Origin of the sequence: Paenibacillus sp. FSL R5-0701 (assembly GCF_037973995.1) — a bacterium.
GTDB lineage: Bacteria > Bacillota > Bacilli > Paenibacillales > Paenibacillaceae > Paenibacillus.
In genome coordinates this window covers 2697891-2711740 of sequence record NZ_CP150230.1, presented here as the reverse complement: position 1 = coordinate 2711740, position 13850 = coordinate 2697891, and the positions used below count along the sequence as shown (strand labels likewise).

Here is a 13850-nt window from a genome sequence, read left to right as displayed (position 1 = left end):
ATACCTACTCCTCTACCTGAAATATGGAATCAATGATCAGCGGCAAATTATCCCTTACGGACACTGCCCCGAATACTGAACGAGCGTGTACCCCATGATCCCCAAATACCTCCATCATCAGATCCGAGAATCCATTCAGCACTTTATGATGCTCCTGATACGAAGCGGACGCATTGATAAATCCCTGCACTTTAACCACTCTCTTCACCCGATCCAGTGAACCCAGCACGTCTCGAACGACAGCAAGCACCTCCAGTCCAGCGTTCCGGGCAAATTCATATCCCTGTTCTGTTGTGAAGTCTGCTCCAACTTTACCGCGTTCGGAGGTATCAGGCCCTTTCCCGGATACATACATGATTCCATTCACAATAACGGCATTGGCATATTTCGCTGCGGGGGCGCTGGCCTGTGGTAAAATAATCCCCAGTTCATTTAATCTCGCTTCAATCATCGTACATTCTCTCCCTCTTTTAAGGTCCTCACGGAACCCGATTCATTGTATTCCTGCCTATAGACTCTTGGTGATACCTGAACGGTACGTTTGAACATCTTGCCAAAATGAGAGAAGTTACTGAACCCCGCAAGCCAAGCGATGTCTGTAATGGATTCTTCACTTTCTCGCAGTAAACGCTGTGCTTCCTTCACCCGTAACAGATTCAGATAATCACTGAAGGTAAATCCTGTCGTTTGTTTGAACAATCGACTCAGATAATGCGGACTAATGCGAAACATGCCCGCCACCTCCGGTAATGTCAGTGGTTTCTGATAGTTCTCATTCAGGTAACGTACAACTGCCTGTGTCTTGGGATGAAGAACCGGCTCACGATCATCGGAGCTTAACCTGCCCAGGTGTTGATTACGATAGGCATGCAACAACAATTCAATAGCCCGGTGACGGAGCAACAGGTTGCTTCCGGGTTGAGGCCGAAGCATTTCATCCACCATTTCGCTAACCATCCGTTCCAGAACCTCAGTGACTTGAGATGGAAACCTTACAATAGGAATCTCCCAGCAAAAGGGTTCCTTCAAGCCTTCAACTAACTCCGCGGAAATAGCCATGGTTGCAAAAAGCTCAGGCTTCAAATAGAGCACCATCCGCTCATGGTCAGGCATGCCGCTCTCCAATGTCTTGTGAACCGTATTGCGGTCAACAAACACCAGGTCACCAGCCTTTACCCGATAGGTTCGGTCCTTGATGAAATAAATACGCTCACCAGACAACAGATAATACAACTCATAATGATCATGCAGGTGGTCATCCGTCATCGAGAAATATCCAATGCGACGATCATATTCGATGTGCAGCAAATCCGTAGGATCATGAAAATCCGCACGAAAAGGTTCTGTCATGTCTCCCTCTCTCCTTTCCATAAATTATAGCAAAATATGCGGCATTTGAAAGCGGTTACGCATAAAATGCGGCGAAAGAAGTACTCCCTTGTTATAGTCTAGAGCTATATTCAAGGAGGCGATAGACATGAGTAACAAGAAACGTTATGTATTAGTTGGAACCGGCGGCCGTGCCGAATTTTTTTATGGTGCTTTAACCCGGGATTACAGGGATACTTCCGAGCTTGTCGGCTTTTGTGATATAAATCAAGTCCGTATGAATTACGCGAATCAACTGTTGAAGGAAAAGTACAATTATCCCGAGGTACCTACTTATCCTGCAGATCAGTTTGATCAGATGATTGAGAACGAGAAGCCTGACTATGTCATCGTAACGAGCGTTGACCGTACCCATCACAAGTACATCATTCGCGCGATGGAACTGGGTTGTGACGTTGTCACCGAGAAACCAATGACGATCGATGAGGAGAAATGTCAGGATATTCTGGATGCTGTCAAGCGAACTGGCCAGAATGTAAGGGTCACCTTTAACTACCGTTATGCACCGCACCATACTAAGATTCGGGAACTTATTCTGAATGATACCATCGGGAAGGTCACTTCCGTTCACTTTGAATGGCTGCTGAATACCCGCCACGGGGCAGACTATTTCCGCCGTTGGCATCGGGACAAGCGTAATAGCGGCGGACTGCTCGTGCATAAATCTACCCATCACTTCGACTTGGTGAATTTCTGGATCGGCTCACAGCCGGACACCGTGTTTGCATTTGGTGATCTCATGTATTACGGCAGAGAAAACGCAGAAGAACGCGGTGTAACGCAGTTCTACAATCGGGCAACTGGCAATCCGATCGCAAAAGAAGATCCTTTTGCACTTCATCTGGATTCGGATGCTCATATGAAGTCCATGTATCTGGATGCTGAATCAGAAGATGGTTATCAGCGGGATCAAAGCGTATTTGGGGATGGCATCAACATTGAGGATACGATGGGTGTTCTGGTGAAGTATCGGAACAAAGCCATTCTGACCTACTCCCTCGTTGCCTACCAGCCATGGGAAGGTTACCGCATTGCCATTAATGGCACCAAAGGCCGGATTGAAATGAACATTGTGGAGCAATCTTATGTCAATTCATTGGGTGACAAAAGTAAAGAAGGTGCTTTGATCGGTAAAACGTTACGGGTTCTTCCAATGTTTGATGCGCCATATGAGGTTGAAGTGGAAGAGAAAGCAGGTGGACATGGCGGAGGTGACCCGGTTCTGCTGAACGATCTGTTTGGAGAGCCTGTAGAAGATCCGTTCCATCGTGCAGCTAACCACGTGGACGGTGCCAGATCCATTCTGACGGGTATTGCGGCCAATCGCGCTATCGCCACGGGCTTGCCTGTCAACGTCAATAATCTGGTTCGTTTCTAAGTCTCCTAGGTCGTTGACCATATACGTCAAAAAGCGCAAGTTGCGAAGGCTTACTGCCCTGCACTTGCGCTTTTACATCTCAATATATTCTGTTGCTGGTATAAGTAAGATCATGGCCAATTGGATTGGAGAAGAACCTTCTCTCTGTTTACAGAGGAAATGTCTTTCCTTTTACACCTTCCGGTTCCACGCCGGGTGACGATAAAATTCAATCGTATCAATATAATTCACCGTGAACTGCTGTTCCACATCCGACAGGTTCAACAGCTTGCGGTCGATTTGCTTCATCCCCATGACCACATCGTGCCTGAGCAGGTCCATCGCAATTTTGCCTACAAACCCGCCTTCCATCTCTTTATGTTTGGTACGAAACTCTTCATTGTAGATCAGTTCAGGTGTGAATGCCGCTTCAACAAATGCATTAACAAGCGTAAGCTCATTACCATCCATCTGTACTGCCAGATAATAATTGCCACGCTCATCCTGAATGAGGTCTTTATACATCTCTACGATCATGTGAATCACTCCTCTATTATAAAATGAAACCCCGTTAGCCGTAACGAACATGGGCTATCAAACGTACACCTTCCTACCCCGTTCCTTCATATACTAGGTACAAATGGCGAACGGAGGAATACTTATGAGCTGGCAGCATCTCCATACTGGAAAAACACTTCAGCAGCGTCTGGCAGAACTCCAGGGGCACCTTGCAGAACTGAATACTCCACTCTCCGGCTTGGAACCGGGACGTATTCGTCGTGTCTATCCAAGGCAGTTTATCAAAGTAAACCGGCAGTTATTCATTCCACTCAGTCTGAATTCCATTCGGGTATTCGATATTCCTCGAACACGGCGAGGCGTCAGAGTGGGAATCCGCACGACTTTCCCTTCCAGGAATGCATTTAACAATATCAGACTTGTGGGCGTGGGACTGGATTATCTTGAACTCCAGGGAAAAGGCAGAGTTCCTTCCCGTATTTTATTTCCTCTCTCCAGCGTCGAGTCGATCTATCGACCAACCGTCGGAAGAAAAAAACTGAAACGACCTTGTAGGCGGAAGTAAAGCTGATTCTTTTCGCAAGCCATACAAAGGTTCCCAAATGTCTGCATACGGGTGCTCCCTTCCAATATATAATTATACCCCATGCAACCACTCATCTGCTGAAGAATCATTTTATGTCAAAAAGCGGTGAGAACAGAACTGCTTCTGTATCTCACCGCTCAGTCAGTTACGGATCAAGCTGACCCTTCACATGTTTACATCAGATGCCTGTCCACACATCCTTGGCATAACGACCTTCCTGCTGGAGCTGATTAAGCCAGTCTTCTGCTTCTTTCGCGGACTTGCCATGAATATCAGCGTATGCCTGCTGGAGTGTAGCTTCCACATCAGGTGCCATCTTGCTGCCATCACCGCAGATGTACAGATGCGCACCCTCTTCAAGCAAAGGAATCAGATGATGGGCATCGTCTCTCATCAGATGCTGTACATAACATTTCTCCTCCCCGTCTACACGGGAGAAGGCCGTATGAAGTTTCACAAGCCCTTCTTGCTGGGCTGCTTCCAGTTCATTTTTGTACAGATAATCATGTTCGGGATTCCGGCATCCAAAGTACAGATGGGCTTCGCCAACCTCTTGACCTTGTTCCTTCAATACATGCCTTGCTTGCAAGAAACCTCGGAATGGAGCAACACCTGTACCCGGACCTACCATGATGACGGGAACCTGTGCATCCTCCGGCAGTTGGAACCCGGATTCCGGTGTCCGCGTGAACATCACAATCTCGTCACCCGACTTCAGGTTAGCCAGATAGTTGGACGCAATACCTTTGTATTCTCCCTGCCCACTCCATGCCGGGGCACGCACAACACTGACCGTAATACTCGCTTGATCGGGCTGAACACGCGGGGAACTGGAGATCGAATAATATCTGGCTTTTAATGAAGGCAGTAATTCAAGGAAACGCTCAAACGGCAGTTCACATGCCTCATATTTCACCAGATAATCCAGCATGGAGATCCGTTTGTTCCGCACTTCATCCATATACACAGATTCATCAAGCAGCGCTTCAAGCTCCTTCTTATGCGGTGGACATACGGTGTATGCTGCCATTTCTCTCAGTTGCGCACGAGTTGCCGCTTCCTGAAGCTCAACGCTATGACTGAGCAGATCATACAGGTTAACCGGTTGATGCAGCGGCAGATGCGCGGCACTGCGACCGGATGCATCCAGAACGAGATGCTCCGTTCCGGTGAATCCATAACGACGCAATACACGTTCCACCAGCTCCGGTGGATTCTGCGGCAGAATACCCAGATGATCCCCTTCCTTGTAGGTTATGCCTTCAGGCAATTTGATCTCCAGGTGACGTGTACTGCGTTCACTGCCTGCGTCGTGAAGCTCTCTGTTCTCCAGTACTTCCGCTACATGTGCATCATACGTATCCGCAAGCGGTGTTACGGCGAGCCCACTGACAAACTGTACAGATAGTGAACTGCGTTCGCTATTGGAGCTTGTGTTCAGTTTCAGTCCCATCGTTCGTGCGAGATCCGGCCATAATTGCTCCGTCCAATCCCCCACCTGTTTCTCAAAATCACCGCTGGCATCTGACTCACCCAGCGGTGATAACCGCTCTGCTCCTCTGGAAGATAACTGTTCATCAATTAAACGCGGAATACGCTGATAGGTGCTGGCCCAGTTGTGGTCACCGCATCCAAGAACGGCGAAACGCACCCCTTTGAATTCATTGGCATCCGCATGTTCAATCCACTCGACAAACATCTTGGCATTACTTGGCGGCTGACCGTTATAGGATGCACTGACAATAATGACGGCACCCTCCTTTGGCAGTTTGCCAACACGATCATCCAGCGCAGCGACCTCACTCCGGAAACCCTGATATCTGGCAGTATCCGCAATTTCACGAGCAATGCCTTCAGCGGTGCCCAGATTGGAACCGTACAGAACAAGCATCGGTGTGTGGTGGGCATTCGCTGCATCCGGCTCTGTTCTTTTGGCAACCGGCTTTGGTTCTTCGACCGCTACACCCGGAACGGCCATGACTGGTTGCCCGCCACGCGCACGTACACGAATTGTGAAGTTATCCGGTTTGAGTGTCAGCGTTTCTTTCACCTTTAACTGATAATCAGAATGATCTATGAAGTCAAAATGCTTCAACACCATACCCAGTACCAGCGTTGCTTCCTGAAGTGCAAACTGCTGACCAATACAGGCCCGTTGACCATTACCAAAAGGTTTGTAGGCATCATGCGGCACTTTGCTCGGATCTTCGAACCGTTCCGGGCGGAATTCCTCTACGTCGTCTCCCCAGGCTTCGCGGTCACGATGCAGCTTGGGAATAAGTACACTGACACTGTCTCCTTTTTGCAAAGGATATTGACCCGCAAGTACCGTGTCCTCTTTTGCATACAGAGAAAATGCCGGGGCCGTTGGCCATAACCGCAATGCTTCATTCAAAACCATGCGAACGTACTTCAGATTGCGAACCTGGTTGTACGTGGGAACCGGATCTTTCAGAATCTGATCCACCTCAGCTTGGGCTTTAGCCAGCGTATCCGGATTCTTCATCAGATAATAAACGGCGAAGGATAACAGCCCACTTGTGGTCTCATGTCCAGCAATCAGGAATGTAATAATCTGATAACGGATGTTCTCATCATCCAGTGTTTCTCCTGTCTCCGGGTCCTTGCCGCTGAGCATGTGGGACAGCAGATCATCTGCCCCTTCCTGCGGTTTCTCTTTGCGCTCGGCAATAATGTGATCCACCAAGGAGAACATGGAACGGATATCCTGTTCAAACTGTTTCTTTTTGGTGATCATTAGCTTGTCTTGCAGACGTAGTCGCTGCAATGAACTCATGGATTCATCCAACGCACGAACCATGCTCGTAATGAATGGATGTGGTTCTTCCCGATAGAAGCTGTTAAACCGATAGTTGAACCCACACAGGCCAATCGTGTCGAGCGTAAGACGTGTCATATCATCCGGAACGTTAACTGTCTCATCCGGGTTCAATCGTGACCATTTCTGAACCAGCTGCACAGCCAGATCAATCATTTTGTTGTGATATCCCTGCATGGCACGTTGACTGAAACTTGGCAGCAGTACGTTATGGGCTTTTTTCCAATTCGGCTCATCGGTCCAACTCGTAAATAGTCCATCTCCTGCAAATGCACGAACCTTCGCAAGGGGGGCCCACACACGTTTGTCGAATTTGGATTCATCTGTTACCTCGGCGACCAGTTCGTGACCTGAAATATACAATTCACTTCGCCCGGGGTACTCCATACGAAAGATCGGTCCATATTCTTCCGCAAGTTTCACCAAGGACTGCACCGGCTCTTCAAAATTCAATTGCGGCAAATTGCCCAATGGGCCAAATGTTTTTGGTTGAGGCACTGAAATTGGTGGCATGACACTCACTCCTTCTTTCCAAGTTAAGAGTTCTACAACTAAAAAATTATGACTTGGTTTACAGACGCGTTTACACTTACTCTTCAGATCAACAGATTCAAGTTATTTTTTGCACATTTTCATATTTCATCCAGATAACGATAAAACCATTTAAAGAACTAACTGACTGAAATGGTATATTGGTCATTTTTGATTAAAAAAAATGGATGACTTCGTTATCTTCTTTTACCCTAACATTTCCAGTTCCAATCTTCAACAGTCCCAAAGTCATAGGACCTCAGGACAGGGATTAAGGTATACTTATGAATTCTTTAATAGATTCTGAATAGCCAACTCCATCTCTAATGGAGCAACTGTCGTTTCATAACGGCCATGGACGTTCCCAATGCGATCAATCAGGAATTTGGTAAAATTCCATTTGATCCCGTCCCCTTGATACAATTCTGGATGCTTCTCCTTCACAAAAGTGTCCATCCACTGTCCTTCCTTTGTGTCCAGATCATAACCTTGAAACGGCGATTCTTCAATCAGATAACGGAACAACGGATGCATCGATTGCCCAACGACCTCAACCTTCTCCAAAATCGGAAAGGATATCTGAAACTGACTTCTGCAATACTCGGCTACCTCAGCACTACTGCCAGGTTCTTTGTCGTTAAACTGATTACAAGGGAACGCCAGAATCTCCAGCCCCTGATCACCATATTTCTCATACATCTGCTGAAGTTCACTGAATTGACGCGAGTAGCTGCACCGACTTGCTGTATTCACAATAAGCAGCACCTTCCCTTTAAAAGCAGAAAAATCACCGTTATGTCCATCCATAAACGGAACTTGGTAAGAAAATATACTCATCTGTATTCATCCTCCTCTTTCTCTTTTGTATCTCATATGAATTCTCTCTTGAGATGGATTATACACCTCCATCATTAATAGGTAAAATATATAATTGATATAATTATGATAGTTTTTAACTATAGCAGGCCAAATAAAAAACTGCCCTCAGCAGTCAAATACTGCATCTCGGACAGTTATCAAAATCATGATGTGCCATAACACTCGACACCGTTAACCCATAATTAAACCATAAACAATGCCTGGTCCGTGTACGCCAATGGTTAAATCATTTTCAATATCGGAAGATCGGCTTGGCCCGGAAATAAAGTGAATGCCTGCCGGAAGATTCTCTCTTCCCGCTTCGTCAAATCGATCCAGGGTCTCACCCAGTCTGGTGTACAGTCGATCCACTGGAATAATGATGATGAGTACCGTAGGCAAGAGACTGACTGAACGACCTTTTTCCGGTGAAGAAAGTACAGTGACCGAGCCTGTGTATGCTGTTGCATAATCCGCCATGACCACACCGATATCTGCCTCAGCTGCACGAGCCTTCCAGTTCTCATCCGCCTGACTATTCCAGACTGAGATCTGTACGTCCGGAAGCTGCTCTTCCAACCCAAGATCCTGTAACGCCTGTTCATTCTGCCGAATGATATATTTGGCACTCAGTTCATGAGATTTGTTGGCTATAAATTGAGACACTTCTTCCATGTTCTGAACCCGGGCAATGTGTGCGCCTACACTCACAAAGTTATCCGTAAATGCTTGAATACGCTTCTCTTCATCCCATTCCAGTTCAGTCCAAAAGTCGGGGGCTCCCCGAAAGGGTTGGGTCGGCGCATGGCGTTGCCTTGGTCTCTTCAATTTCGAAGCAATGTCATTCATGAACTGCTCCTGTTTCTCCATGGACTTCTTCTCCAATTGTGCAAGCCATTGCTGATGTTCAGTGACCATGCTTAGTACCCTCCCCTTCCTCTCGTTCACGTATAATTTGCTCCATGCGACTGCGAACAGAAGAATCCATGGCCGGTTGCTTCTGGTTCATTTCCTGATCCAGCTTGTTCCATTGTTGCCGGAAGGATTTCTTGGCGAGGCTTGGCGCAACCCGATAATTGTTCCAGCCTTTAAGTGGTCCCAATTTGAGAGAAATGCCGTTGTTGCGTACAACTGCCTTCTGCCCGATCTGTCCCAGACGTATGGCCGCACTGAAACGTTTGGAATTGGATACAACAGCGGCAAATCCCTTCATGCCCATGCTTTCCATTTTGTTTCCATGGCCGTCTTCCACTTTACGCCTACGTAAATAAACGAGCATATCATGCAGCGGAATTTTAACTGGACATGCTTCATAACAGGCTCCGCACAGACTCGAAGCACCCGCAATATCGTTCCATTCATCAATGTTGCCATTGAGTGCAGGTGTCAGTACCGCGCCAATCGGACCACTATAGGTGCCACCATAGGCATGACCTCCAATATGACGATATACTGGACAAGCATTCAGACAAGCACCACAGCGAATACAATTCAACAACTCCTGGAATTCAGGATCACCAAGCTGTAGGGATCGACCGTTGTCCACGATAATAATGTGCATTTCATCTGGTCCATCTCCATCCGCTGTACGACGCGGACCTGTGATGCCTGACATGTACATCGTTAGTTTCTGACCTGTTGCGGAGCGTGGTAACAAGGTTGCCATGACCTCCAGATCCGTCCACGACGGGATGATTCGCTCCATGCCCATCAGTGTAATCTGTGTTTTGGGAACAGTGGATACCATACGGGCATTACCTTCATTTTCGAACAAAACCATGGAACCTGTCTCTGCAATCGCAAAATTGCAGCCGGTCATGCCGATATCTGCTTCGAGGAATTTCTCGCGCAGCTTTTTGCGAACAAATCCGGCAAGTACCGTTGTATCCGGCTCCAGAATTTCACCCGCTTCCTTGGATAACAACTCGGCAATCTGGTAGCGGTTCTTATGGATGGCTGGAATGACAATATGAGATGGAGCTTCGCCTGCCAACTGAATGATATATTCACCCAGGTCAGTCTCGATGGCTTCAATGCCCGCCGACTCCAGCACATGATTCAGATGCACTTCCTCCGACACCATCGATTTGGATTTCACCACCGTAGAAGCCTGCTTATGCGCCGCAATATCCAGCGCAATTGCCGCTGCTTCCACCGATGTATCTGCAAAATGAATATGAACCCCGTTCGCACGGGCGTTATTCACAAATTCATTTAGGTAATAATCCAGATATGCAATTGTGTGCAGACGAATCTGACGGCCACGCTCCCGCCATTCATCCCAATTTCCATGTTCTTCTGAGGCAGACTTCTTTCCGTTACGCAATCGTTCTGTCGTGAATTTGACCGCTTTACGCAGAAAATCATCGTTCAAGGCCAGTCCGGCACGTTCTTTGACCGTCGTATCCATAACTCCCGGTTGGCTCATCCTGTTCGCACCCCCTCATACAGTAGTTCCGCCAGGTGCATCACACGCACCGGTTCATTCCGATAACGCAGATTACCTGCGATATTCATCAGACAGGCCATGTCCAGCCCAACCAGCACTTCGGCTTGTGTCTCTTTGACATGATCGACCTTCTCCGTCACCATCGCTCCTGAAATATCGGACATTTTAATGGCAAACGTACCCCCAAACCCACAACAATCCTCAGCAAATGGGAGTGGAACCAATTCCAGTCCCTTTACTTGGGATAGCAGCGCCATCGGCTCATCCTTCACACCAAGCAGACGGCTGCCATGGCAGGATGGATGATAGGTTACTTTGTGCGGAAAATGTGCGCCCAGATCGGTAATCCCGAGTACCTGAACGAGGAATTGAGTGAATTCATAGGCTTTGGCTTCCAGTCGTTTTGCCTTCTCCAACCATACCGGTTCATCTGCGAACAGTTCGGGATAATGATGAATCATATACGTACAAGATCCCGAGGGACAGACCACAAAATCACTGTCGTCGAACGCTTCAAGAATGGTCTTGGCCGCTACCCGAGTCTCATCCCAGTACCCGCTATTGTAGGAAGGCTGACCGCAGCAGGTCTGAATCGGCGGAAAATCCAGCCGAACACCATGAGCCGCGAGCAATCTGACCATAGCCTCCCCCACTCGGGGATAGATGGCATCGCTGAGGCAGGTAATGAATAAGGAGACCTTCATAATTACACGCTCCTATTAACTGATTAGTAGATGAATCTGACTAAGAATATTTACACTAAACACTCCGATGACAGAATAACCTTCCGATCGCTGTTATCCCCAGATTTTTTAATTTACTTTTGTAAGGTTAAAATCCGGGGATAAAGGCGCAGTATATGCTTCCGATGCAGCTTTCTTTCAGAAAGCTTTTAGCTTCGCTTCTTCAAGTTATTTCTGTCCTCTCCGTTTCGTGTAAATGTTTAGTTCAATTAATATAAGTAAATTCTAAAATCTTAAACTGTAATGATCCCTATGTCGTATCCGCTCAACCGGTCTGTCTGTTCAGCCTCCAATGGCTGATCGGTAACGATCATATGGACTGCATTTAACCCGGATACCCGGGCGAAAGCACGGACACCAAATTTACTGGCATCTGCAAGTAAGATGACCTGATCGGAAATGCCAACCATCTTCTGCTTCAGCCTTGCCTGGAGTTCATTGGATTCACTGATTCCGCCACCTTCGAGATGTACACCTTTGCACGACATAAACATTTTATCCACGTGATACGTTTCCAGAGAACGCTCCGCCAGCGGCCCAACAAAAGATAACGAGCGCGATGCCAGCTGCCCCCCTGTTGAGATGACCTCAACCTTGTCACGGCTGCTGAGTTCAGTGGCGATTTGAATCGAATTGGTTAAGACCGTCAGCGGGAAATCCGGCATATTCGCTGCCATATAACCTGCCGTTGTGCTGGCATCCAACAGAATGCGATCACCCGGATTAATCATCGCCAGAGCCGCTTGTGCAATCCGCTTTTTCTCTTCCGCATGTGTTGTCTCCCTGATCCGGTAAGGGATCTCCGGTTGATCTTCCTTCACACTCACTGCACCACCGTGAGATCGGCGCAGTCGCCCTGCCTGTTCCAGCCGATCCAGGTCCCGCCGGATGGTTTCCTCCGTCACCCGGCAGCGCTCACTAAGCTCGGATACACGCATACTGCCCTTTACGTTCACCATCTCCACAATTCGGTCATACCGCTCGGCTGCCAGCATGTTACACCTCACTCCCCGCTTGTGAATTGGATGAAGCCGTCACACGCAGAAATCTGCCGTAAGCATCTTCCCAGATTGACTTGTCCTGCGGCTCATACGTAGTTACCGGAAATGAATCTCGAATGGCCTTACGAGCCTCCCAGATATCTTTAAAAGCTCCGCTCGCCATCCATTGCACAGCCATATTCCCGATGGCACTTCCCTCTGCCGGACCTGCCCATACCGGCTTGCCAATGGAATTTGCAGTCCACTGACATAACAGGCGGTTCTGGATGCCTCCACCGACCATATGCAATCCGTTGAACATCTGACCCGACAATTGCTCCGTCCATTCCAGAACTCTCCTATACTTCAATGCCAGACTCTCCAGAATTGCCCGGGCAATAGCCCCCTGATCCTCTGGTACCACTTGCCCTGTATCACGGCAATACTGACGTATACGCTTCGTCATATCTCCTGCGGGCATGAACAGTTCATCATCCGGGTCAAACAAACTAGCAAATGGAGGTGCCTGTTCGGCCTTTGCCAATAACACATCATAGCTAATTCCCTGCCCCTGGCGGTCCCACTCCCGCATGCTTTCCTGCAAAATCCATAAGCCCATAATGTTCTTCAGCAGACGGAATGTTCCGCCCGCCCCGCCTTCATTCGTGAAGTTCAAGGCCAGACTCTGGCTACTTATCGCAGGATGATCTATCTCCGTACCCATCAGGGACCAGGTTCCACAGCTCAGATAAGCAAATGAACGTTCCGTTGCAGGAACAGCCACAACGGCTGAACCCGTATCATGCTCCGCAACAGCGATCACGGGAATCGGGGACAATCCCAGATCGTTACAGATACTGCTTCGCAATTGTCCAACACGGGTACCTGGCAGCACGGCTTCACCAAACAGTTTCTCCGAAATGCGAATATGCGCCAGCAACTCACTATCCCACTGCCCCGCTGATGGATTGTATAATTGGGTTGTGGTTGCATTGGTAAACTCATTCACCGCTTCCCCGGTCAGGAAATAACGTAGTAAATCCGGAATCATGAGAAAACGCTCTGCTTCATGAAGTAACGGGGAACCGCTGCGTTGAAGTGTCGCCAATTGATACAAGGTATTAAAGCTAAGAAACTGAATCCCTGTACGTTCGAAGATTCGCTGGGAGCTCAGCTCTTGGCGCACCTGATCCATCATGCCGTTAAACTGTGTATCACGGTAATGATATGGGTTACCCAGCAACTCACCATTACTGCCAAGCAGACCAAAATCAACGCCCCACGAATCGATCCCCAGGCTCTCTGGTTTTTCTCCCTGCTGTTTCACAAGTGTAAGCCCTTGCAACAATTCATGATGCAATCGCAGAATATCCCAGTGCATCCGCTCGCCAACCTTCACTGGTTCATTCTTGAACCGATGAATTTCGCTCGTTTCGATCCCTCGATCATTCAGATGTCCCAGTAACGCTCTCCCGCTCCCAGCGCCCAAATCATAAGCCAGCACACTCACCGCGCTTCACCAACCTTTCGAACCCATCCTATTTTCCAAACGGTATCTCTTGATTCAGTCCGTAACCCTGTACTTTATTCTGTATTTAT

The 13850-nt window shown here is 48.1% G+C and carries 12 protein-coding genes; 2 read left to right on the top strand and 10 right to left on the bottom strand.

Annotation, left to right across the window (positions count from 1 at the left end):
* Nucleotides 1–4: 4 nt before the first annotated feature.
* Together MKZ13_RS12720 and MKZ13_RS12715 are read right to left on the bottom strand one after the other, a co-directional pair.
* Entirely contained in the window at nucleotides 5–451 is a 447-nt protein-coding gene (locus tag MKZ13_RS12720) for a RidA family protein (protein WP_339184405.1), read from the bottom strand.
* Entirely contained in the window at nucleotides 448–1350 is a 903-nt protein-coding gene (locus tag MKZ13_RS12715; protein ID WP_339184403.1) for an AraC family transcriptional regulator, read from the bottom strand. Before MKZ13_RS12715 ends, MKZ13_RS12720 begins: the two co-directional genes overlap by 4 nt.
* Before the next feature lie 127 nt (nucleotides 1351–1477).
* On the opposite strand from MKZ13_RS12715, the gene MKZ13_RS12710 reads away from it, so the two are divergent.
* Entirely contained in the window at nucleotides 1478–2767 is a 1290-nt protein-coding gene (locus MKZ13_RS12710) for a Gfo/Idh/MocA family oxidoreductase (RefSeq protein WP_339184401.1), read from the top strand.
* A gap of 171 nt (nucleotides 2768–2938) precedes the next feature.
* Here MKZ13_RS12710 and MKZ13_RS12705 read toward each other — a convergent pair whose 3' ends face one another.
* Nucleotides 2939–3283, bottom strand: a complete 345-nt coding sequence (locus MKZ13_RS12705; RefSeq protein WP_215075235.1) for a hypothetical protein — start codon at nucleotides 3281–3283, stop codon at nucleotides 2939–2941.
* A gap of 124 nt (nucleotides 3284–3407) precedes the next feature.
* Here MKZ13_RS12705 and MKZ13_RS12700 point away from each other — a divergent pair, with 124 nt between their 5' ends.
* On the top strand, nucleotides 3408–3830 hold the full coding sequence (locus MKZ13_RS12700; protein WP_237175811.1) for a hypothetical protein: 423 nt from the start codon (nucleotides 3408–3410) through the stop codon (nucleotides 3828–3830).
* A gap of 199 nt (nucleotides 3831–4029) precedes the next feature.
* Here the strand turns inward: MKZ13_RS12700 and MKZ13_RS12695 are convergent, their stop codons facing one another.
* From MKZ13_RS12695 to MKZ13_RS12665, 7 genes are all read right to left on the bottom strand, one after another.
* Nucleotides 4030–7203: a bifunctional cytochrome P450/NADPH--P450 reductase gene (locus tag MKZ13_RS12695; RefSeq protein ID WP_339184395.1), complete on the bottom strand. Its 3174-nt coding sequence runs from the start codon at nucleotides 7201–7203 to the stop codon at nucleotides 4030–4032.
* Between the two features lie 300 nt (nucleotides 7204–7503).
* A complete protein-coding gene (locus MKZ13_RS12690) occupies nucleotides 7504–8058 on the bottom strand; it encodes a glutathione peroxidase (RefSeq protein WP_339184393.1) in 555 nt (184 codons plus the stop codon).
* Between the two features lie 213 nt (nucleotides 8059–8271).
* Nucleotides 8272–8997 carry an LUD domain-containing protein gene (locus tag MKZ13_RS12685; RefSeq protein ID WP_221825005.1) on the bottom strand — a complete coding sequence of 242 codons (726 nt, stop codon included), beginning with the start codon at nucleotides 8995–8997 and terminating at the stop codon, nucleotides 8272–8274.
* Nucleotides 8987–10507 carry a LutB/LldF family L-lactate oxidation iron-sulfur protein gene (locus MKZ13_RS12680; protein ID WP_339184390.1) on the bottom strand — a complete coding sequence of 507 codons (1521 nt, stop codon included), beginning with the start codon at nucleotides 10505–10507 and terminating at the stop codon, nucleotides 8987–8989. The genes MKZ13_RS12685 and MKZ13_RS12680 overlap by 11 nt, the downstream gene beginning before the upstream one ends.
* Nucleotides 10504–11232 (bottom strand): (Fe-S)-binding protein, encoded by a 729-nt coding sequence (locus MKZ13_RS12675; protein ID WP_091031478.1) that lies wholly within the window; start codon nucleotides 11230–11232, stop codon nucleotides 10504–10506. Before MKZ13_RS12675 ends, MKZ13_RS12680 begins: the two co-directional genes overlap by 4 nt.
* A 272-nt stretch (nucleotides 11233–11504) precedes the next feature.
* Nucleotides 11505–12266, bottom strand: a complete 762-nt coding sequence (locus tag MKZ13_RS12670) for a DeoR/GlpR family DNA-binding transcription regulator (protein ID WP_221825011.1) — start codon at nucleotides 12264–12266, stop codon at nucleotides 11505–11507.
* Between the two features lies 1 nt (nucleotide 12267).
* Entirely contained in the window at nucleotides 12268–13761 is a 1494-nt protein-coding gene (locus MKZ13_RS12665; protein ID WP_076216147.1) for a rhamnulokinase family protein, read from the bottom strand.
* Nucleotides 13762–13850: the final 89 nt, after the last annotated feature.